Raw genomic sequence first — 22317 nt, forward strand, 5'->3', positions numbered from 1 at the left:
GTTAACTAATAAGTTCATCAAATTTTAATTCAGCGCCATTTACGCCAATTAACAATATTTTTACATTGTGAGGGTTATTTTTGGCAGAATTATTCACTAATTATGCCGGTCAAAATTAATACACTCCGCTTATTCTACGCCTGACCTCGCCACACCCCTGCTCCATTGACGTCGCTAGTCAAAGATTGATAAGCCTTACACATCGCTCCAAAGAGGGCGGTATCAGGAAGCAAACAATAAACAACCAGGAAGGATATAAGCGATGCTTAGGAAGAGCAGAATCTCTGCTGCGATTGCGTTCGCCTTGGCGAGCCTTGCGGCGGCCCCATCCGTATCTGCCGAAGAAGGGCAGAACGTCGAAAAACTGCAGAAAATCAAAGTCACTGGTTCCCGTATCTCCCGTGTTGATGTTGAGGGGGCGACTCCGGTCGTCTCTGTCAGCAAGGCCCAAATTGAACAGTCTGGTCAGCAGACTGTGGCGGATTATCTGAAACAGGCCTCCTACAACTCTTTTGGTGGTTTCTCCCCATCCTCCGGTAGTTCTGCCCAGTCACAAGCCACAGTAGGGCTGCGTGGCTTGGGCTCAGAACGTACCCTGGTGCTTCTCAATGGCAAACGTGTTGCTGGATCCCCCTCCATGGGGGGCACTTCCATCAACCTTAACACCATCCCCATGGCTGCTGTTGAGCGGGTGGAAGTGAACCTGGACGGCGGCTCCGCACTCTATGGTTCTGATGCTATCGGAGGTGTTATCAACGTGATCCTCAAGGAGGGTTTCGAAGGGTTGACATTCCAAGGGCGTCTTGGCTCACCAACCGAAGAGGGCGGTGATGAGAAGAGTGGCTCTGTGGTTGCGGGCGTCAATGGGGAGAAAGGGTCCCTGATGATGGTTTACGAGCACGATGAGAAGGACGTGATCTACTATCGTGACCGTGACTATCTGGCTTTACAAGGTGCAATGTCCCCCAGCGTGGCTGGCCGTAACATCATGGATTTAGATACAGGTGATCTGAAGCAGCTTGCAGGTATCAACTGTGCCAATGTCGGGACCGGCTTTGTTGAACAGGATGGTTTATGCAACTTTGATTTCGCCAAGGTTGCTGCTAAAACAGCCTCTCGTTCTCGCGATACTGTCTATGTGAATGGTCGCTATCACATCAATGACAGTGTGGATTTTGTTCCTCAGTTTATTGGCTCTCGGGTGACCAGTTTTGGCCGCTTTGCCCCTGCTGCGGGCTCATTTGTGAGTGATGATCCTGCGTTGTTGGCTGCGAACGGAATCACTGGCGGTCAGGCTGCAATTTTCTATCGATTCAACAATATTGGTCCCCGTGATAACGATGTGACTGACTTTACCGGCAGCATGAACCTGGGCTTTGACGGTGTACTACCTACCGAGGCCGTTGGGGATGTTGAATGGAACGCCGGTTACATGTACTCCAAGACTGACAATACCAGCGATGGTAGCGGTTATATCCTCAAAAGTGCTGCCCGTAATGCAATCAAAGATGGCAAGTTCACCAATGGTGAGTTTGATAAGTCAGTAAATGATCTGTTGTCCTACGATACCTCGCGTACTTCCAAGATGGACTTTTTCCAGTGGTATGGCGGTTTGGGTTGGGAAATGGGCGAACTGCCTGCCGGTCCAATCGGTTGGTACTGGGGCTCCGAGTATAACGACTGGACTTACTCCGATACCTATGACAGTCAGTCTGAAGCAGGCAACGTCATAGGTTCATCCGGCAACTCCGGTGGTGGTGTGCGCGATGTGTTTGCCACCTATATCGAGAGCCTGATCCCCATCACCGAGCAGGTCGAGCTGAACCTGGCGGGTCGTTATGACAAGTACAGCGACTTTGGCAGCGCCTTCTCGCCCAAAGCGAGCCTGCGTTACCAGCCGCTAGACAACTTGATGTTCCGGACCTCCTGGTCACAATCGTTCCGGGCGCCGGGGCTGGATGATCTCTATGCCGCAGACTCATTCTCTGCTGACTATGCCAAGGACTATGTACGCTGCAATGCTACCGGCACAGCTAACTGTCCTGAGAAACAGTATGACGTTACCCGCCAGTCCAATAAAAATCTGAAGGAGGAGACGGCTGATACCTTCACTATCGGGGCTGCTTACAATCCGCTGGATAACTTGAATCTGTCACTCGATTACTACTACATCAAGATTGATGATGTGATCCAGCTAGCCACGGCACAAACCCAGATTTATCAGGAGCTGAACAGTGGCAGCAACCCGAACGTAATTCGTCTCCCCAACGGCACCATCAAGGAGATCAAGGCTGGCATGGTCAACTTGGGGCAACTCAAGACCAGTGGTGTAGATTTTAAAGCCGATTACAAGTACGACTTCAACACCTTCACCCTGCGTTATGACTTCGGTGGTACTTACATCCTGCAGTACGAAGAGGGGTTGTTTGCCGGTGGTCCGATGATCGACAAGAAGGGTTGGAATGGCAAACCTGACTTGCGCCTCAACTCCGGGATCGGTGCCAACTTCCCGCAGCTGTGGAATCTGGATACCTACCTGAGCGCCAACTATATCGATTCCCAGAGCCAGGACTATGTTGATGGTCAGGAAGAGGGTCATATCGCTTCCAACACCGTCTGGAACCTGAACGTCGCAGTCGATACCAGCTGGAATGGCAAGATCCAGACCGGTGTGAAGAACATGTTCAACCGTGGCCCCTCCCTGTCCAATGATGGCTTCACTTACGATGAAGACCTCTACAGCATCGACGGTCGCATCTACTACATCGACTACACCCAGAAGTTCTAATCAACCCTGTTGATATACAACCTCAGCCGGCCCGGTCGGGCCGGCTGTGCCCAACGTCCAAGGAAGTTACGGAGATAGGGTAATCCTATGAAGACAAGGACCATTACAATGAAGAAAGCGCTCCTTGGCAGCCTGGTTTCGGCCGCCTTGTTGACCAGCTTCAATCTGAGTGCCGCTACTGCCGGTCAGGCTGTGGACGCTCAAGCCGCCACCAACAACGCATCCAAAGTTTCCCAGCAGAAGATCGACAGCTATGCCGAATCTGCCGAATCCGCACTGGCCCAGTACAAGGCCGCCCTGCGTCAGGTCGACAGTCTGCGCACCTACAACGAGCAGGTGAGCAAGATGGTCGAGTCCCAGAGCGCCGAGCTGGCGTCGATGCAAAAGCAGATCGCCCAGATCGACCAGACCAGCACCGAAGTGGTGCCCCTGATGCTCAAGATGATCGACTCCCTCGAGCAGTTTGTGGCGCTGGATCTGCCGTTCCAGAAGGTCGAGCGGGAGGACCGCGTGGCGGCTCTGACCGACCTGATGAACCGGGCCGATGTCACCATCTCGGAGAAGTACCGCAAGATCCTGGAGGCCTACCAGATCGAGGAGGGCTTCAGCCGCACCATTGAGGCCTACAAGGCGAGCCTGGACAAGGATGGCAGCGAGAAGACCTACGAGTTCCTGCGCGTTGGCCGCATCGCGCTGCTTTACCAGTCTCCGGATGGTCAGGAGACCGGCATGTGGAACAAGAAGACCCGTCAGTGGGAAGAGTTGCCCCAGGAGTATCGCAGTGCGGTTGAACAGGGCCTTCGCATCGCCAAGAAGCAGGCGCCTCCCGCGCTGATCAAGCTGCCGGTTCAAACTGCGGAGAAAGCATCATGAAAGGAATCAAACTTGCTATTGCCTCCCTGATTGCGGGAGCTACCCTGGTCACCCTGCCGGTGACCGCTGCCGAAAAACCGGTGGATCTCAATGCGCTGCTGAACCAGGTCAAGGCCTCCAGCCTGAGCGAATCCCAACTCAACAAGGAGCGGGAAGCCCGCTTCCTGGCTGACAAGAACGAGCAGGGGGCACTGCTGGCCAAGGCCAAGGCCGAGCTGGCTGCTGAAACCGCCAAGGGTGATCAGCTCAAGGCGACCTTCGATGCCAACGACAAGCAGCTGACCGAACTGACTGAAACTCTGCGCCAGCGTTCTGGCAACATGGGCGAGATGTTTGGTGTGTTGCGTCAGTTTGCCGGTGAGTTCAAGGGGATCTTCAACGCCTCCGCTCGTCGTGTCGAGCATCCGGAGCAATCAGCTCTGTTGACCCGTCTGGCCGAGAGTAAAGAGCTCCCCTCCAGCGACGATCTGGAAGCGTTCTGGACCACCACCCTCGGCCGCATGGTGGACGGTGGCAAGGTGAGCCAGATCCCGGCGACTGTGGTCTACGGCGAGGGCAACCAGGCCGAGAAGACCGTCACCCAGATCGGCGAGTTCAACACTGTCTCCGAAGGCAAGTACCTCACCTTCGTACCGGAGACCGGCAAGTTCGAGCAGCTCTCCCGTCAACCGGAGAAGAGCGTGCTGGCTCCCATCGCCGAGTTTGAACAGGGCGGTGACGGGGTCAAGCCCATCTTTATCGACCCGTCTCGCGGCGTGATCCTCTCCCTGCTGGTGCAGTCACCGACCCTCAAGGAGCGTATCGATCAGGGCGGTTCCGTGGGCTATGTGATCCTGGCATTGGGGGTCATAGGTACCCTGCTGGCCATCTTCTGCGGTATCCGCCTGTCGCTGATCGGCTCGTCCATGCGCAAGCAGCTGAAATCTGATCAGATCATCAAGGGCAACCCCATTGGTGACATGCTGGGGGCCTACCAGAACCATCGCGGTGACAACATCGAGGATCTGGAGTCCAAGCTCGACGAGATCATCCTGCGCAACGTGCCCAAGTTCGAGAAGGGCATCAGCCTCATCAAGCTGATCGCCTCAGTCGCGCCGCTGCTGGGCCTGCTCGGCACCGTAGTGGGGATGATTGCCACCTTCCAGGCTATCACCCTGTTCGGTACCGGCGATCCCAAGCTGATGGCGGGCGGTATCTCCGAGGCGCTGGTGACCACCATGCAGGGTCTGGTCGTCGCGGTGCCCATGCTGTTCCTCTACACCATTGTGCAGACCCAGAGCCGTCGTCTGATCCAGGTGCTGGAAGAGCAGAGCGCCGGTTTCGTCGCCCGTTATCAGGAACGTCTGCACGCCTCCAAAGCCGCAGCGTAAGGAGTCACCCATGTGGTTCTGGTTGATTGAAGAAGTCGAGTCGGTCCGCCGGTTTTTGGGATTGGGGGGCGATGTACTGGTCGCCCTGTTCTTCCTGACCCTGATGATGTGGGCCCTGTTGCTGGAGCGCTGGTTCTACTTCATGGCGGTTTACCCCAAGCAGGTGAAGCAGACCAAGGCCACCTGGCTGGCTCGCACCGATCATCTCTCCTGGTCTGCCAAGCAGATCCGGCGCGAGCTGGTCTCACGGGTTGCCATGGCGGTGGACAAGGGGATGCCGGTCATCAAGGTGCTGATCGCTCTCTGCCCGTTGATGGGGCTGCTCGGCACCGTGGTGGGGATGGTGCAGGTGTTTGACACCCTGGCCATCACCGGCACCGGTTCGCCGCGGGCGATGGCATCGGGGATCTCCAAGGCAACGGTACCGACCATGGCGGGCATGATCGCCGCCCTTTCCGGCCTGTTTTTTGTCAACCAGCTCGATCACAAGGCCAAACTGGCGGTGCAAAAGCTGGAAGACAACCTGAAACACGGTTGATGCAGGATGCATACCCCCGGCGAGGCATGGCCTGCCGGGGGCACAGAACAAGCAAGGAGTTTCTGCTATGAGAAAACGTTACAGCGACAGCGGTGCTGACGAGGCGGCTATCGATTTGACCCCCATGCTGGACATAGTGTTCATCATGCTGATCTTCTTCATCGTCACCACCTCCTTCGTCAAGGAGTCCGGTGTCGAGATCAACCGTCCCAGTGCCAGCACGGCCGAGACGGTGAAGAAGGGCAATATCATGGTCGCGGTGCGTGAAAACGGTCAGGTCTGGGTCGACAAGCGGGTGGTCGAGGTGGGGGCGGTACGCGCCAACATCGAGCGGCTGCGGGCCGAAAACCCGGAGAGCGCCGTGGTGATCCAGGCCGATAACGAATCCCGTTCCGGTCTGGTGGTGCAGGTCATGGATCAGATCCGCATGGCCGGTGTCCAGAACATCTCCATCGCGGCAGACAAGAGCAGCTGATGCCGGAGAGAGACCTATGAGATACCTGATATCGTTGGCGGTCTCCTGTGTGGTGGTGTTCTTTCTGTTTCTGGGAATGAACAAGCTGATCACACCGGATCACCGGGAGCTGGTGGAGAAGGATGACGTCACCATGACCGATTTCATCCGCCTCAAGCCCCAGGAGACCCTGCAAGAGAAACAGCGGGAGCTGCCCAAACCGCCGCCGCCCAAGCGTCCGCCGCCGCCTCCCGAGATGGAGGTGGCCAGCACGGATCGGCCGAAGATGGAGAGCGCGCCGATGGACATGCCCAAGCTTGACATCCCGGTCAACATCGGTGGTGGCAACGCGCTGGGGGCCTACAGCACCGGCGGCGGTGGTGGCGGCGTCGGTGGCAACAACGGCGCCATTCCGCTGGCAACCTTCGAGCCCATGATGCCCCGCAAGGCGGCACTGGCGGGGCTGGCTTCCGGCAAGGTGCTGGTGGAGTTCACCGTCACCGAGCGCGGCACCGTCAGTAACGTGCGGATCGTCAAGGAAGAGCCGCGCAGCTATGACCTCGGCAAAGAGGCGCGTAAAACCATCGCCAAGTGGACGTTCAAACCGGCCATGGTGGATGGCAAGCCGCAGGCGAGCCGTATGCAGCAAGAGATCGAGTTTGCGGTCAACTAAGGAAGGTGGCGATGAACAAGTTACACAAGATGATCCTCGCCCCGGTCGCCATGGCGGTGCTGCTCAGCACCGCCAGTTGGGCCGCCGAGCAGCCGGCCCTGTCGGATCGGGCCTATCGGGCGGTCAACAAGGCGCAGGAGCTGATCACCGAGAAGAAATACGGTGAGGCCAATGCCAAGCTGCAAGACGCGCTTTCAGGTGCGGGCGAGCGGGTCTACGACAAGGGGGTCATATTGCAGACCCTCGGTTTCGTGGCCGCCCAGCAGGAGAAATACGGTCAGGCGACCAAGTACTTTGCCGATGCCATCGCGACAGGCGGCTTGCCGCCACCGGTGGCCCAGCAGGTACGATACAACTTGGCCCAGCTCTATATGGCGGAGGGTAATTATCAGGGGTCGATCAAGACCATGAAGGAGTGGTTTGCCAACCAGGGCAAGGATGACAAGCCCAACTCCCATGCCTATATCACGCTGGCCAACGCCCATGTTCAGCTCAAGCAGTACCGTGACGCGATCCCGGCGGTGGATCAGGCGATCAAGCTGTCGGCAGGTAAAGCGCCGGAGTCCTGGTATCTGCTGAAGATGGGCGCTCACTACGAGCTGAAACAGTACAAACCGGCGACCGAGGTGCTGACCTCTCTGGTCAACATGTTCCCGGAGAAGAAGAAGTACTGGACCCAGCTGTCGGCCATGCATATGCAGGCAGGCAACGATGCCAAGGCGCTGGCGGCGCTGGAGTCGGCCTACAACCTCGGCATGTTGACCGAGGCCGCCGAGCTGCAGCGCCTCGCCAACTACCTCGCCTTCACCGGCATTCCCCATCGCGCCGCACGGGTGATGGAGAAGGGGATGAAGGACGGGGTGATTGAGCGGAGCGCCAGCAACTACAAGACCCTGGCCAACTACTGGCATCAGGCCAAGGAGCTGGATCCGGCCATCGACACCCTGGCCAAGTCCTACCAGCTGGCCCCGAGTGCCGAATTGCAGCTGAAAATGGCGCGCATGATGATCCAGAGCAAACGCTATCAGGATTTGGTGGCGCTGGCCGCCAAACCGGCAGCCAATGCCAATGGTGAACAGCGGGCGGATCTCAAGTTCCTGACCGGGGTCGCCTATTTTGAGCAACAAAAGCCGAAGGAGGCCCTCAACGCCTTCACCCAGGCGGCTCAGAATGGCAACGTCAGCGGTCGGGCATCTCCGTGGATCAGTTTCCTCAAAGAGCAGAGTGGCACCGGAGAGGCAGCCGTCCAGTAATTCCAATGACAACTACCTGTAGTCCCTTTTATGGTTGCCTGGTGGCTCCATTAACCGCTCTTCGGAGCGGTTTTTTTATAGCTGAAACCGGCACTGGCGGGTGGCCGACGCTCGGTTTTATCCCTCTTCATGCCAATACAAAGCCTCCCTCGACATTGGCTTATCTCCCCCGATGCGACAAACGTTTTAGCTAGGGCTGCAACCGTGACACAAGGTGGCGCAGCGTTGTGGTTGACGAGGGCTCGGGTGGCTCGCTGCCAGGCGGGCTGTGCTATTCATCTTTCTCTTTGCTGTGACTTGCCAGTGTGGCTTTTGCCCTGTTGATAAGCGTCACATCGAAAACGGCTACTTTTAACAAGAAAAGCAACATATGGAAGTTGAAATTTTGGCCGACTCAGGAAAGAATGCGCGCTCGGTTATTGGCGTCGTGGGGCAGGTTGACCCGCCACCGGCAGACCGAGGATGAGACGGCCCCCGGCCCATTTGGTACAGGAAACCACACAGGAATTTTATGAATCCCCTTCGCACTGCCGCTTCGGCCCTTTTATGCACATTTGCGCTGGTCAGCCAGCAGGCTGCCGCCGTCGAGTACCGTCTGCCTGCGGCCAACAGCCGCCTGATCGGTGAAAATCAGGAATACGTGGTGCCTGCGGACAACCGTCCGCTGGAGCAGATCGCTGCTGACTTCCAGCTGGGTCTGACCAACATCATGGAAGCCAACCCGGGCGTTGATCCCTATCTGCCAAAGGCGGGTAGCACCCTGATCATCCCCCACCAGCTGATCCTGCCCAACGCGCCCCGCGAAGGGATCGTCATCAACGTTGCCGAGATGCGTCTCTACTACTACCCGAAAGGGAAGAACGTGGTGGAAGTGCTGCCCATCGGCATCGGTCAGCTGGGGGTAAACACCCCGGAGAACTGGATCACCAAGGTAGAGCGCAAGCGCGCCAACCCGACCTGGACCCCGACCGAGAACATCCGTCGCCGCTATGCCGCCCAGGGCAAGACCCTGCCGGCAGTATGGCCAGCCGGTCCGGATAACCCCATGGGTCTGCACGCCCTCTACATTGGCAACCTCTATGCCATCCACGGCACCAACGCCACCTTCGGTATAGGTCTGCGGGTGAGCAGCGGTTGCGTCCGTCTGCGCGCTGACGACATCAAGTATCTGTTCGACAACGTGCCGGTCGGCACCCGCGTCCAGTTCGTCAACCAGCCGGTCAAGACCACGGTCGAGCCGGATGGCGGTCGCTACATGGAAGTACACGAGCCGCTGTCGCGCACCGAGGAGGAGTTCAACTCCACCGCCTCCGTGCCGCTCCCGATGACTCCGGCTATCACCCGTTTCATCGCTCACGCCGAGTCTGACTCCAACGTGGTCAAGCAGGTGCTGGAACAGCGTACCGGTATGCCGACCCGCCTCAATCCCTGATTGAGCAAGTTGGCGGTGCCGCGCGCACTGACTGAATAAAGAAAACGGCGACCAGATGGTCGCCGTTTTTTATGGATAAAAACCAATTTTGTTGTTCCGGTTTTTTGGGGGGGGGGCATACAAACAACACTGGATATCTAACTAGCTGTTCCGAATAGTAGGTCACTGGAGGAAGGGGAAAGATGTGATTTAAGTAGGAACTGTCCTTATCCATTACACGAAGAGCGAATCTCAGCTGCTGAGATAAAAAATACCCGATGCTGCGGATCGGGTATTTTTGTGGCTGTCCACGTCATCCTTCCGGCTGAGAAGCGACTCGATAGCGCCATACCAAAAGCAGATGTTCTGCCAGTAAAATTCTTACAGACCCAACTTCTTGTGCAGGTAGTGGATATTGGTGCCACCGTGCTGGAAGTTTTCGTCTTTCATGATCTCTTTTTGCAGCGGTACGTTGGTCTTGATCCCTTCCACTACCAATTCGTCCAGCGCATGACGCATGCGGGCGATGGCAATGTCACGATTCTCGCCGTAGCAGATCAGCTTGCCGATCATCGAATCGTAGTAAGGCGGTACCTTGTAACCGGCATAGATGTGGGAGTCCCAACGCACGCCCAGACCACCCGGCGCGTGGAAGCGCTGCACCAGACCCGGAGAGGGCATGAAGGTGGCCGGATCTTCGGCGTTGATCCGGCACTCGATGGCATGGCCACGGATGCGGATATCCTGTTGGGTGATCGACAGGGGCTGACCGGCGGCGATGCGCAGCTGCTCCTTGATCAGATCGATACCGGTGACCATCTCGGTGACCGGATGCTCAACCTGAATACGGGTGTTCATTTCGATGAAATAGAACTCGCCGTTCTCGTACAGGAACTCGAAAGTACCCGCACCGCGGTAACCGATCTCGATACAGGCGCGCACGCAGCGCTCACCGATGAACTTGCGCATTTCGGCAGTGATACCCGGCGCAGGTGCTTCTTCCACCACTTTCTGGTGGCGACGCTGCATGGAGCAGTCACGCTCGCCCAGATAGAGGGCGTTGCCCTGGCCGTCTGCCAACACCTGAATTTCGATGTGGCGCGGGTTTTCCAGGTACTTCTCCATGTAGACCATGTCGTTCTTGAAGAACTGGCCTGCTTCGGATTTGGTCAGCGCGATGGCGCCCGCCAGTTCCGCTTCATTGCGCACCACGCGCATACCGCGACCACCACCGCCACCGGCGGCCTTGATGATCACCGGATAGCCGATGCGCTTGGCAATGGCAGCGTTGTGCTTGGCGTCGTTGTCGACGGGACCGTCAGAGCCCGGTACACACGGTACGCCCGCTTTCTTCATCGCTTCGATGGCGGAGACCTTGTCACCCATCAGGCGAATGGTCTCGGCGCGCGGGCCGATGAAGATGAAGCCGGATTTTTCGACCACTTCGGCGAAATCGGCGTTCTCGGAGAGGAAGCCGTAACCCGGGTGGATGGCCACGGCACCGGTTACCTCGGCGGCGGCGATGATGGCCGGGACGTTGAGGTAGGATTCAGTACTGGCCGGTCTGCCGATACAGATGGATTCGTCGGCCAGCAGCACATGTTTGAGCTCCCGGTCGGCGGTGGAGTGAACGGCCACTGTCTTGATCCCGAGCTCTTTACAGGCGCGCAGGATCCGCAGGGCAATTTCACCGCGGTTGGCGATGACTACTTTGTCCAACATGGGTGGCGATTTCCCTTATTCGATGATGAACAGCGGCTCGTCAAATTCGACGGCCTGACCATTTTCAACCAGGATCGCTTTGATCACACCGGCCTTGTCAGACTCGATTTGGTTCATCATTTTCATGGCTTCGACGATGCACAGGGTGTCGCCGACATTGACTTGCTGACCCACTTCCGCGAACGGCTTGGCATCCGGGCTGGAGGAGCGGTAGAAGGAGCCAACCATCGGGGAGCGCATCAGGTGACCGCTCGGGGCGGCATCTGCGGCCGGTGCGGCGGCAACCGGGGCGGCAGCGGCAGGTGCGGCAACCGGAGCGGCTTGCTGCATCATCATCTGCGGCATGGCGGTGGTCACCTGACCGGAGAAGTTGCGGCTGATGCGAACGGACTCTTCACCTTCGGAGATTTCCAGTTCGGCGATGCCGGACTCTTCAACCAGTTCAATCAGCTTCTTGATTTTGCGGATATCCATTAGCATTCTCTTTCTTCTTTATCTGATCAGTGATTATCAAGCCGCGCGCAGATGGTGCACGGCCGCGGTTAAAGCGAATTGGTAGCCATCGGCCCCCAGACCACAAATGACCCCTTTGGCGACATCAGACAGATAGGAGTGATTACGGAACGGCTCCCTGGCATGGACGTTTGACAGGTGAACCTCGATAAAAGGGATGGCGACACCCAGCAGCGCATCGCGAATGGCGACGCTGGTGTGGGTGAAGGCGGCTGGATTGATGATGATAAAATCCACCTGGCCCATGGCCTGATGGATGCGGCCGACCAACTCATGTTCGGCGTTGGATTGCAGATGTTCCAGAGTGACACCGAGTTCGCTGGCGTTAAGCTTCAGATCGGCGACGATCTCATCAAGCGTCTTGCTGCCGTAGATACCCGGTTCCCGTTTGCCCAGCAGATTCAGGTTTGGTCCGTTGAGCAGGAGAATGCGGTGATTTTGCGACATATTGAGTACATCCTCGATGATAATGCTGCTATCTATCAGCTATCTTGTGGACTACCAGAAATCTAGCCATTTTCTGCGCAAATCGGTGTGCCCTGGCACACAGATTTCGCAATTATATTGATTTCGTGAAAATTAGCAGCATTTTACTGGTCTAATCTCTACATCTGGCTATTTATTGCACGTTTCGGCCTGAGATACTTCTTCGCTGCCACCTTGCTGTTTGCTGGCAGATGAGAAACGACAAAGCCGGCACAGGGCCGGCTTTATTGAGCAACAAACGAAGCGGGATCAGGCTGCTTCCGACTTCTCGCGGATGAGTTTGTCTACTACCCCCGGATCCGCCAGGGTGGAGATATCCCCCAAGCTGTCGGTCTCGCCGGTGGCGATCTTGCGCAAGATGCGGCGCATGATCTTGCCGGAACGGGTCTTCGGCAGCCCCTCTGCCCAGTGGATCACGTCCGGCGTGGCGATGGCACCAATCTCCTTGCGGACCCACTCCTTCACCTCTTTGTGCAGCTCGCGGCTCGGCTCTTCCCCGGCGATCAGGGTGACATAGGCATAGATACCCTGACCCTTGATCTCGTGAGGAACCCCCACCACCGCGGCTTCAGCGATCTTGGGATGGGCCACCAGCGCCGATTCAATTTCGGCGGTACCCATGCGGTGGCCAGAGACGTTCAGTACATCATCCACCCGACCGGTGATCCAGTAGTAGCCGTCCTCGTCGCGACGGGCACCGTCGCCGGTGAAGTAGCGGCCCGGGAAGGTGGAGAAGTAGGTCTGCTCAAAGCGTTCGTGATCGCCGAACACGGTGCGCATCTGGCCTGGCCAGGAGTCGGTGATCACCAGGTTACCCTCGGTGGCCCCTTCCAGCGGTTCGCCCATGTTGTCCACCAGCGCCGGTTGCACCCCGAAGAAGGGTTTTGTGGCCGAGCCCGGTTTCAGGTCGGTGACGCCGGGCAGCGGCGTAATCAGGATGCCGCCGGTCTCGGTCTGCCACCAGGTATCGACAATGGGGCAGCGCTCATCGCCAATGGTGCGGTAGTACCACTCCCAGGCTTCCGGGTTGATGGGTTCACCCACCGACCCCATGATGCGCAGGCTCTGGCGCGAGGTGCCGGTGACCGCTTCGTTACCCTTGGCCATCAGGGCACGGATGGCGGTTGGTGCAGTATAAAGGATGGTGACCTTATGCTTGTCCACCACCTGACTCATGCGGTTGGTGGCCGGGTAGTTGGGCACCCCTTCGAACATGATGGTGGTGGCACCGTTGGCAAGCGGCCCGTAGACCAGATAGGAGTGACCGGTGACCCAGCCCACATCGGCGGTACACCAGTAGATATCCTCTTCGTGGTAGTCGAACACATATTTGAAGGTGAGACTGGCATAAACCAGATAGCCGCCTGTGGTGTGCAGCACTCCCTTGGGTTTGCCAGTAGAGCCGGAGGTATAGAGGATAAAGAGCGGATCTTCGGCGTTCATCGCCTCGGGCGGGCAGTCGCTGCTGACGGTGGCGGTCGCTTCGTGCCACCAGATGTCGCGGTGGTTGTGCCAGGCGACATTGCCGCCGGTGCGCTTGAGCACGATCACCTTGTTGACCTGGGTTTCCGGGTTGGTGAGCGCTTCATCCACATTCTTCTTGAGCGGCACCGGACGGCCACCACGCAGCCCCTCGTCGGCGGTGATCACGATGCGCGAGCCCGAGTCGATGATGCGGCCGGCCAGCGCTTCTGGCGAGAAGCCGCCGAATACGATGCTGTGTACCGCGCCGATGCGGGTACAGGCCAGCATGGCGATGGCGGCTTCGGGCACCATGGGCATATAGAGGCAGACCACGTCGCCGCGGTGAACCCCTTGTGCTTTCAAGACGTTGGCAAACTTGCACACTTCGCTGTGCAACTCGCGGTAGGTGAGTTTGCGATCTTCGGCAGGGTTGTCCCCTTCCCAGATGATGGCGACCTTGTCACCCCGTTCGGCGAGATGGCGATCGAGACAGTTGGCCGAGACGTTGAGCTGGCCATCTTCAAACCATTTGATGGAGACATGGCCCGGATCGTAGGAGGTGTTCTTGACCTTGGTATAGGGTTTCATCCAGTCGAGAATTTTTCCCTGCTCTCCCCAGAAGGTATCGGGATCCTCGACGGAAGCCTGATACATGGCGGCATAGTCGCCCTTGTCGAGCAGTGCATTGCTGCTGATGTGGGGTTTGACCGGGTAGACCTTGCTCTCGCTCATCTGTCACTCCTTTGAATAGATCTTTTAATGGTTTCTTAACAACTTATACCTTTGGTGGCGGGGGGCAATTAGACTTTTGGATAGGCGGCAAAAGTTGGTTACAGGACAAAGAGTGACAATTAATCGGCGAGTGGGTAAAAGGGGGCGTGTCGATTAATTGGATGTCATGATGTTTTCTCTGTTGCTCTGTGCATCCCTCTGGCAGTTTGATGCGCCAGTGCCCGCTGGCGAACCCCCGAAAGAGTTTGCGATCACCCATCAGGAGGCCTCACCTGCGCTGCGGGATCGGGTGGCCGATCAGCTTGGTCATGCATGGCAGGCCAAGGAGCCCGGTACCAGACTCACCTTCAGCGAGCCAGCTCCCCGTTATGCTGGCGAATCACCGTTGACGCGCATGCTCAATGATCGTGATGATGGTTGGGAATCCCGCTTGCAGATCGAGTGGTAATCCAGTCGGCAGCCAGGAGGCGGATGCCTCCCGGCTGGTGATGATGATTGCCTGCCGCTATCAGACGTAGCGTTGATGCAGGCGATCTCCCATATGTTCGACATGCAGTGGTTTGCTGAACAGATAGCCCTGTCCTTCGCCGCAGTTGAGTGATTGCAAGAAGGCGTGTTGTGCCTTGGTTTCAATCCCTTCGGCGGTGACCTCCATATCCAGACTGTCGGCCAGATTGATGATGGTGCGGCAGAGCTCCCGACTGTTCTTGTCTTCCGGTAATGCTTGCACAAACGCCCGGTCGATCTTGATGCGATCGATCGGCAGGGTCTTGAGCAGACTCAGTGACGAGAAGCCGGTACCAAAGTCATCGATGGCAATCTGCACGCCGAGATTTTTCAGGCGGGTAAAGAGATCCAGACTCTGTTCGACCCGCTGGATGATGCTCTCCGTCACCTCTATCTCCAGCCGTTCTGGCGGAAATCCGGTCTCGGCCAGAATAGCGGCGACCCGTTCAACGTAGCCCGGGGAGCGCATCTCCCGTACCGACACATTGACCGACAAGCGGGGCACCGGCAGTCCGGCGGCCAGCCAGTTTTGTCCCTGCTCGCAGGCATTGCGCATCACCCACTCCCCAATTTTCTCGATCAGGCCGCACTCCTCTGCCACCGGAATAAAACGGGTCGGCGCTATCATTCCCTCATTCGGATGCTGCCAGCGCAGCAGGGCCTCCAGCCCACTCAGGTGGCCGTTGGCCAGATTGGTCATGGGTTGATAGAAAATGCAGAGCTGTTCGAGCTCCAGGGCCTTGAGCAGACCCTGCTCAATCTGCATTCGCTCGCGGGCTCGAGCCGCCATGCAGGGGGTATAGAACTGGAATCCGTTGCGCCCCTGACTTTTCGCCTCGTACATGGCGCTGTCGGCGGCGCTGACCAGGGTTTCCGGGCTGTCTGCATGATCCGGATAGATGGCGATACCGATACTTGCCGAGATCGCCACCAGCTCATGGGCCAGCTCAACCGGTTCACGCAACACGGTCAGCAGGGTATTGGCCAGGGTTGCCAGCTCGTCAGGCTCCTCCAGATAGGGGATCAGCACCAGAAACTCGTCTCCCCCGAGGCGGGTCGCCAGATCGTTGTGCTGCAGGCAGCTGCGGATCCTCTCTGCCAGCCGCTTGAGCAGCTCATCGCCAACCCCGTGGCCCAGGCTGTCGTTGATCAGCTTGAAGCCATCCAGATCGATAAAGAGCAGCCCCAACCGTTTGCGATTGAGCTGCGCGGTTTTCAGCTCAAGGGCCAGCCGCTCCTGCAACAGATGACGATTGCCCAGCTCGGTCAGGGGATCGTGATAGGCAAGGTGATTCAGTTCGGCCTCCACCTTGCGAATGGCGCTGATGTCGGAGAGGGCGATCACATAGTGAGTAGTGTTGTTGAAGTTGTCATAGACAGCGCTGATCTGCTGCCAGGAGGAGAAGTAGCTGCCATCCTTGCGCAGACAAACCATCTCGCCATGCCAGGCGTTGTTACCGGGGCGCAGGTGATACCAGGGATAGTCGAGGTCGGTGTAGCGCCTGGGATGCATGATGATATCCGGGGTACGGCCTATCACCTCCTCGGCATTGTATTGGGTCAGCATGGTGAAGGCCGGGTTGACCGACAGAATATGGTGCTCGCTGTCGAGGATGATGATCCCCTCGGCCGTGGTATCGAATACCACGTTGGCCTGATGGAGTCGTTCCTCCTGACGGCGGCGGGCGGTGGCATTGTGAATGACTCCCATGACCCGGTGGCCGACCGACTAGGTGGCGGGGACATGGTCGGCATGAATATCGACCCAGTGGCGCTCGTTGAGAGCGGTGAGGTAGCTCAGGGTGAGATGGATGGGGTCATGACTTTGCAGGGCGGCCTTGAGCTGGCTGCCGGATTCCGGTTCAAAACAGTCGACGAACGCTTGCAGCCCACCGTGGAACTGGTTGGCCTCAATGCCCAGCAGCGGCTCAATCTGGCCGTCGAACAGCAGTCTGTCCTCCGCCACGTGCCACTCCCACACCCCGATTTGGGCCGCTCGCATTGCCAGTTGCAGCCGTTGTTCGGTTTCGTACTGCTCGGTGATGTCCCGTACGATGGCGAGGATGCCGTTCAGCTCTCCCTTCTCATCACGCATCGGGCTGTAGGTGGCCTGAAAGCGGCGGGAGCTGTTGTCGTACGCCGCGGTTTGGCCCGTGATGGCGATATCCACGTAGGGCATGCCGCTGCGCATGATCTGCTGAAACATGGGCTCCAGAGTCGGTGCCAGCTTGGGAACCACCTCTCTGAGGTGCTTGCCCTGATGCTCCTCGATGCTCTTGCCATTGATGTCGGCCAGCACCTGATTGACTTTACGGTAGCGAAATTCGCAGTCAAAGACGCCGATGCCCAGAGGGGCATTATCCATCACCTGTTCCAGGACGGTGTGATCTGACAGCTGGGTCAACATTGCCTCGGTGTCGGCGTTGAAAAGCTTCCCATCCATGATGACCTCGGCATTGATTGTTTTATCACTTGCATCAGTTGTCAGTATGGCACGAACTGTTTGGCCGGGAGTCAAGCGGAGTTATCTGGTTGTTTTGACGGCAAGAATAGGCAGAAAAACCTGATAAAAAGGATGGAAAAAGGGGGCGAGTGGTTATCCCTTCTGGCGACCAAACGCCTGAATACCGCGCACAAATACCAGCCAGCCGAGCAGGTGAAACGGGAGTGCAAGCAGATAGAGCAGCAGGAAGTGCGACTCGCTGCCGCTGCTGTTGATGAAGTCGATCCAGGCGGCCAGCAGCGCCAGCATGCCGGCAATCTGGAAGCGGCGGCGCAACACCACCTCGACGCCGAGATTGGCAAGGTAGAGGGTGAGCAGGATGCCAGCAAATCCGGTGAGCTGGGCGGTGCCGTAGAGCTCGCGATCCGGGTTGAACAGCAGCGCGATCAGGGGAGTAATGCCCTGATCCAGCGGGATCAGGGCCAGCAGCCAGCATGCAATCAGAAGCAGGGCTGTCTTCATCGCGGCCTCAGTCGGCGGACGGTGCCGGTTTGACCAGAGAGAGGTAGTTGGCATCCATCTTGAGGAAGACCCCCAGCAGACGGGCACTGGCGCCGTAGAAGCCAAACCGGTCGGCGGCGCGACAGGCGCTTTCGAACTTGTCGAACCAGCCCAGCAGATGGCCGTGCAGCAGCGCTTCCTGCTCGTCGAGCCAGCGTTCCCGCTCGGCCGCGCTCTTGGCTTCCGCCCCACGGATGATGAGATTGCCCATCAGATCCAGCTCGATGGCCAGATGATCCGCGGGCTCTTTGTATTTGTCGCTGACATTGATACCAAGGCGATCGAGGCGGGCCTGCATCTCGGCCATCGGTGCCTGCATCAGCAACTTGGCTTCGCCGCGGTAGAGCGATTCGTAGGGCAGGGCGCCCTGTTTGGGGTCCACCAGAAACAGCCCGGCGAAGTCGGCGGCGAGTTCCAGTTGGCGATCCGGGCGCACCAGCAGGCGCGCAATGGCCTCGTTGAGTTCGGCCACGGCTTCGCGCATCGGATCCAGGGTGGAGAGGCTTTTCAGGAAGCCTCGCACATCATAGGTGTCATATTCGGCGATCTGCTCATCACTGAGTTCGGCGGCGAACAGGGTGGAGAACCACCAGTAGAGTTCGGCCCGGCGTTCGCTGGTAGCCATAAATTCCTGCATTTTTCCTCCGTGGATGGCAATCGGGAGCCTTGATGGCTCCCGATTCTAACGACTTTAAAAATAAAGGAAACTCAAGGGGGCGCTTTCGTCCCCCCGGGGTCAGAGTGCCGGGAACATGGGGTCGATGCCCTTGGCCGATTCCGGCGCGCCGAAGGCGGTGACAGCAGGTGCCTGTCCGCGGAACTTCTCGATCTCCACCAGCGCGGTATGGGCCGTGGTGGCCTGCGCCAGGCTGGAGGAGCCGATGTCGGCGGTCAGCACGTTGGGGTCACCATAGGTACAGAGCGTCCCTACCTTGCCGCCCTCTTGCGGGCCATACCAGGCTCCTTCCTGAATGCGCACCACGCCGGGGGCGTAGTCATCGCTCACCACCAGACCAGCCAATACCTGACCGCGGCCGTTGAACACCCGCACCAGATCGCCGTCCTTGAGGCCGCGGGATTTGGCATCCTGCGGATTCATATAGACAGGTTCGCGACCCTGCACCGTGTAGGTGGCTCGGTAGTTGTCGGAGGAGCAGAGCTGGCTGTGCAGCCGCTTGTCCGGGTGGCAGGATTGCAGGTGCAGCGGGTACTGTTTGCTGCCCGGCCCACCGTGGGAGCGCTCGTAGGGTTCAATCCAGACCGGATGGCCCGGGCAATCCCCATAGCCGTAGTCGGCGATGGTCTTGGAGTAGATCTCGATAAGGCCAGACGGGGTACCGAGGGGTTCCAGATCCGGCTCCTGACGGAACGACTCGTGACGCACCCAGGGTTGGCCTGCCGGGAAGGTGACGAAGCCTTCGCCGTGCCAGAACTGGCTGAAACGGGGCAGACGAATGCCGATGCCGCGGCCCTGCAGGCGGGCGTCGTCATAGATGCTCTGGATCCACTCCAGCTTGCTCTTGCCGCCGGTGAACTCGGCCTCGCGACCGAAGCGACGGCAGAGATCGGCGAAGATGTCATAGTCATCGCGCGCCTCGAACAGCGGCTCAACCACCTTGTACATGGCCAGAATGCCCGCGTTGGAATGAGAACCCCACTGCTCGATGTCATCCCGCTCATAAGTGGTGGTGGCGGGCAGCACGATATCGGCGAAGCGGCAGCTGGCCGTCCACTGGTGATCGATGCTGACCACGGTTTCCAGCTTGCGCCAGGCCGCGACCATCTTGTTGCGATCCTGCTGGTGGTGGAACGGGTTGTTGCCGCAGAACACCGCCATCTTCATGTGGGGGTAGGTGATGGTCTGGCCGTTGAAGGCGATCTGCTTGCCCGGATTGAGGATGCTGTCGACGAAACGGGCCACCGGAATGTATTTGGAGTAGCCCTTCCAGTCGCCGTCATGGAGTGGTTTAACGCCGGGGATGACCGAGCTGAAACCTGACATGATGGGGCCGCTGGAGGTGATGGTACCCGCCCCGTTGTAGTGCCAGCCAAAGCCGTAACCGCCACCTGGCAGGCCGATCTGGCCAAGCATGGAGGCCAGAACCACCAGCATCCAGGCGTACTGTTCGCCGTGGTGCATGCGTTGCACGCACCAGCCGCCGATAAGCTGGGTGCGGCCGCTGCTCATGGCGCGGGCCAGCTCGCGGATGGTCTCGGCGGGGACGCCACAGATGGCGGCGGCCCACTCCGCATCCTTCACCTGACCATCGCTGGTGCCCAGCAGGTAGGGCAGGAACTTGTCAAAGCCGGTGGTGTAGTTCTTCAGGAACGCCTCGTCGTGGCGCTTCTCGCTGTAGAGGGTGTGGGCGATGCCCAGCATCAGCGGTACGTCGGTCTGTGGATTCAGGGTCACCTGATCGCAATTGAGGAACTTCTGGGTCTTGGATTTGACCGGGTCGACACTGATCACCCGGATCTCGCCCTTCGCCACCTTCTCTTTCAACTGCGCCCAGTAGTCGTAGACGCTGTGATCCGGCACCAGCCAGCCCACCTGCAGATTCTTGATGGGATCGGAGCCCCAGATGACGATGGTTTTGCTGTGCTCCAGCACCAGCGGCCAGGAAGTCTGCTGCTCGTACACCTCCATGGCGCCCGCCACGTGGGGCAGGATCACCTGGGCGGCACCGGTGGAGTAGTCACCGGCCTTGGCCAGATAGGTGCCGTGCAGGTTCATGGCGCGTCCCAGCATGGCGCCAGCGGAGTGCAGTTTACCCACCGACTGCCAGCCGGAGTGACCGGCATAGAGGGCGCTCGGGCCATAGGTCTTCTGCACCCGCTCCAGCTCGTGATAGAAAAAATCGAGCGCCTGGGACCAGGTGACCCGCACGAAGCGGTTCTGGCCGCGTTCGCTGGTGTCGGACTGGTGGCCCTTGCGTAGCCAGTCCAGTCGCACCATGGGGTAGCGGATGCGGGAGGGGTTGTAGACCACCTCACTCAAGGCCTTGAGCATGTCGGTGGGGTGCTTGTCGTGCTCGAATGGCAGGGTCTCGACCCAGCGGCCATCGACCACCCGGGCACGGAAGGCGCCCCAGTGGGAGCCGGACTGCACCAGTTTTTCGCCGGACTCGGCGGCTATCACAGCGCGACCGAGTAGGGAGGGGCCGATCAGGGCAGAGGCACCGCTGGCCAGCAAGCCGCCCAGAAAACCACGACGGGAAATATTGATCATCTTGTTATTCCTCTCTCGGATCCGGAACTCGAATCCGGAATTAGTGGCTGCCCTGACCACCGGTATCGGCGGCATGGTTTTGCAGGTATTTGAGCAGGGTGCGCTCCTCTTCCTTGCTCAGGCGGTAGTAGGCAGACATCGCCTTGAGTCCCGAGATCCAGCCGTTGGCAGTGAAGTGAGCGGGATCCGGCGCGCCGTGGCAGGAGTTGCAGGTGGATTTGTACATCTCGCCGGCGTAATCCCAGATCGGTTTGAGCGAGGACTCAAAGCCCTTGCCATCGACCCAGGCCTGCACCTGAACCTGTTCCCACTTGATATGGGTGGCGCTGTCGGTCTCCTGCTTGAGCACTTTCTCGCTCGCTTTCAGTTCGTCACGGATGGTGGCGACGAAGACCCGCTTGCCCATGTATTCGCTCAGCACCCGGCCCTTGCCATCGCTCTCGCGCCACCCTTCGATGGTCACCTTGAGGCGATCGCCGCTGCGGTCTACGACGTCGATGCGGGAGGCGGGCAGTAGTTTGCCGACCGGGTCGCTGCTCTGTTCGCTGGCATAGAGATCTTTTTCACCCAGGTTGTAGAGGGTCTCGGTGGCTGGCGCCTCTTGCGCGTCGTTGACCAGGGTGGCGTAAGTGGCCCGGAAGCCGCCCGCCATGTTGGGCAGTTCGTGGGCGATGCCCTTGTGGCACTCGATGCAGTTCATGTTCTTCGCCGCCGCATCTTTCATCGCCAGCGCTGCCGCCGGGGACTGCTTGGCGTGATCCATGTTGTCGTAGCTGTGGCAGGACTTGCAGGTCTTGGAGTTCTGGCTGCTCATCCGTGCCCACACCTTCTCGGCCAGATGCAGGCGCCGGTCCTCGAACTTCTCCTGGGTGTCGATGCTGTGGCCTATGTACTCCTGATAGAGGTCGTTGGCCGCCTCCATCTTGCGGGCCACCTTGCCGACAAAATCCTTCGGCTGGTGACAGTCGGTACAGATCGCCTGTACCCCTGAGGCATTCTTGAAGTGGATGGACTCCTTGTACTCCGGATAGACGGTGTCTTTCATGGAGTGGCAGGAGATACAGAATTCGAGGCTGCTGGTTTTCTCAAAGCCGTAGTGCAGGCCGACGGTGCCCGCGAGGGTGACGCCGACGCCCACCAGAAGCAGCGCCAGTACCGACCAGCGACGGCTGGGGGTGCGCAGGAAGTGCCACAGTTTTTTCATCATGCTCTCTCACATCACTTTTTTGATGGGGGCCATGATAGGGAGGCGTTGTGAACGGGGCTGCCGCCACAAATTAATGAAATAGGGGTATTTATG

At 58.6% G+C, this 22317-nt stretch carries 17 protein-coding genes and 1 pseudogene; 9 read left to right on the forward strand and 9 right to left on the reverse strand.

All coding sequences use genetic code 11. The annotated features are described in order from the left end of the window. The first annotated feature begins 262 nt into the window (after positions 1–262). The 8 genes from ACTG2U_RS17280 (at position 263) to ACTG2U_RS17315 (ending at position 9381) form a co-directional block, all read left to right on the forward strand. Positions 263–2788, forward strand: coding sequence for a TonB-dependent receptor (locus ACTG2U_RS17280; protein ID WP_058057271.1), 2526 nt, complete (start codon positions 263–265; stop codon positions 2786–2788). Between the two features lie 108 nt (positions 2789–2896). Then, complete coding sequence (locus tag ACTG2U_RS17285; RefSeq protein ID WP_335811795.1) at positions 2897–3661, forward strand: DUF3450 domain-containing protein; 765 nt, start codon at positions 2897–2899, stop codon at positions 3659–3661. Then, entirely contained in the window at positions 3658–5031 is a 1374-nt protein-coding gene (locus ACTG2U_RS17290; RefSeq protein ID WP_335811796.1) for a MotA/TolQ/ExbB proton channel family protein, read from the forward strand. The genes ACTG2U_RS17285 and ACTG2U_RS17290 overlap by 4 nt, the downstream gene beginning before the upstream one ends. Before the next feature lie 10 nt (positions 5032–5041). Then, positions 5042–5569 carry a MotA/TolQ/ExbB proton channel family protein gene (locus ACTG2U_RS17295; protein ID WP_005338936.1) on the forward strand — a complete coding sequence of 176 codons (528 nt, stop codon included), beginning with the start codon at positions 5042–5044 and terminating at the stop codon, positions 5567–5569. A gap of 67 nt (positions 5570–5636) precedes the next feature. Continuing rightward, the gene (locus tag ACTG2U_RS17300; protein ID WP_005338933.1) at positions 5637–6044 is read left to right on the forward strand and encodes an ExbD/TolR family protein; all 408 of its coding nucleotides are present in this window, start codon (positions 5637–5639) and stop codon (positions 6042–6044) included. A gap of 16 nt (positions 6045–6060) precedes the next feature. Beyond that, on the forward strand, positions 6061–6696 hold the full coding sequence (locus tag ACTG2U_RS17305; protein ID WP_005343441.1) for an energy transducer TonB: 636 nt from the start codon (positions 6061–6063) through the stop codon (positions 6694–6696). A gap of 11 nt (positions 6697–6707) precedes the next feature. Further along, entirely contained in the window at positions 6708–7949 is a 1242-nt protein-coding gene (locus tag ACTG2U_RS17310; RefSeq protein WP_368166979.1) for a tetratricopeptide repeat protein, read from the forward strand. 511 nt (positions 7950–8460) lie between these two features. After that, positions 8461–9381 carry a L,D-transpeptidase family protein gene (locus ACTG2U_RS17315; protein WP_005338927.1) on the forward strand — a complete coding sequence of 307 codons (921 nt, stop codon included), beginning with the start codon at positions 8461–8463 and terminating at the stop codon, positions 9379–9381. A 360-nt stretch (positions 9382–9741) separates the two neighbouring features. Here ACTG2U_RS17315 and accC read toward each other — a convergent pair whose 3' ends face one another. The 4 genes from accC to acs all read right to left on the reverse strand — a co-directional run bounded on the left by accC (position 9742) and on the right by acs (position 14277). After that, the gene (gene accC / locus ACTG2U_RS17320) at positions 9742–11082 is read right to left on the reverse strand and encodes an acetyl-CoA carboxylase biotin carboxylase subunit (RefSeq protein WP_439974836.1); all 1341 of its coding nucleotides are present in this window, start codon (positions 11080–11082) and stop codon (positions 9742–9744) included. Between the two features lie 15 nt (positions 11083–11097). Beyond that, positions 11098–11556, reverse strand: coding sequence for an acetyl-CoA carboxylase biotin carboxyl carrier protein (gene accB, locus ACTG2U_RS17325; RefSeq protein WP_005338908.1), 459 nt, complete (start codon positions 11554–11556; stop codon positions 11098–11100). Between the two features lie 36 nt (positions 11557–11592). Beyond that, a complete protein-coding gene (aroQ, locus tag ACTG2U_RS17330) occupies positions 11593–12042 on the reverse strand; it encodes a type II 3-dehydroquinate dehydratase (protein ID WP_439974837.1) in 450 nt (149 codons plus the stop codon). A gap of 288 nt (positions 12043–12330) precedes the next feature. Next, on the reverse strand, positions 12331–14277 hold the full coding sequence (gene acs / locus ACTG2U_RS17335; protein WP_439974838.1) for an acetate--CoA ligase: 1947 nt from the start codon (positions 14275–14277) through the stop codon (positions 12331–12333). A gap of 166 nt (positions 14278–14443) precedes the next feature. Here acs and ACTG2U_RS17340 point away from each other — a divergent pair, with 166 nt between their 5' ends. Beyond that, the gene (locus ACTG2U_RS17340) at positions 14444–14725 is read left to right on the forward strand and encodes a hypothetical protein (protein WP_225315392.1); all 282 of its coding nucleotides are present in this window, start codon (positions 14444–14446) and stop codon (positions 14723–14725) included. A gap of 60 nt (positions 14726–14785) precedes the next feature. Here the strand turns inward: ACTG2U_RS17340 and ACTG2U_RS17345 are convergent. From ACTG2U_RS17345 to torC, 5 genes and pseudogenes are all read right to left on the reverse strand, one after another. Continuing rightward, positions 14786–17227 (reverse strand): annotated as a pseudogene (locus ACTG2U_RS17345) (sensor domain-containing protein). Between the two features lie 153 nt (positions 17228–17380). Continuing rightward, entirely contained in the window at positions 17381–17749 is a 369-nt protein-coding gene (locus ACTG2U_RS17350; RefSeq protein WP_042080620.1) for a hypothetical protein, read from the reverse strand. Positions 17750–17756: 7 nt separating this feature from the next. Then, positions 17757–18425, reverse strand: a complete 669-nt coding sequence (gene torD / locus ACTG2U_RS17355; protein WP_101531272.1) for a molecular chaperone TorD — start codon at positions 18423–18425, stop codon at positions 17757–17759. Positions 18426–18524: 99 nt separating this feature from the next. Then, positions 18525–21017, reverse strand: a complete 2493-nt coding sequence (gene torA, locus ACTG2U_RS17360; RefSeq protein WP_439974839.1) for a trimethylamine-N-oxide reductase TorA — start codon at positions 21015–21017, stop codon at positions 18525–18527. A 40-nt stretch (positions 21018–21057) separates the two neighbouring features. Next, positions 21058–22224 carry a pentaheme c-type cytochrome TorC gene (torC, locus tag ACTG2U_RS17365; protein WP_439974840.1) on the reverse strand — a complete coding sequence of 389 codons (1167 nt, stop codon included), beginning with the start codon at positions 22222–22224 and terminating at the stop codon, positions 21058–21060. Positions 22225–22317: the final 93 nt, after the last annotated feature.

This window comes from Aeromonas sp. 95A (assembly GCF_051919235.1).
Lineage (GTDB): Bacteria > Pseudomonadota > Gammaproteobacteria > Enterobacterales > Aeromonadaceae > Aeromonas > Aeromonas veronii.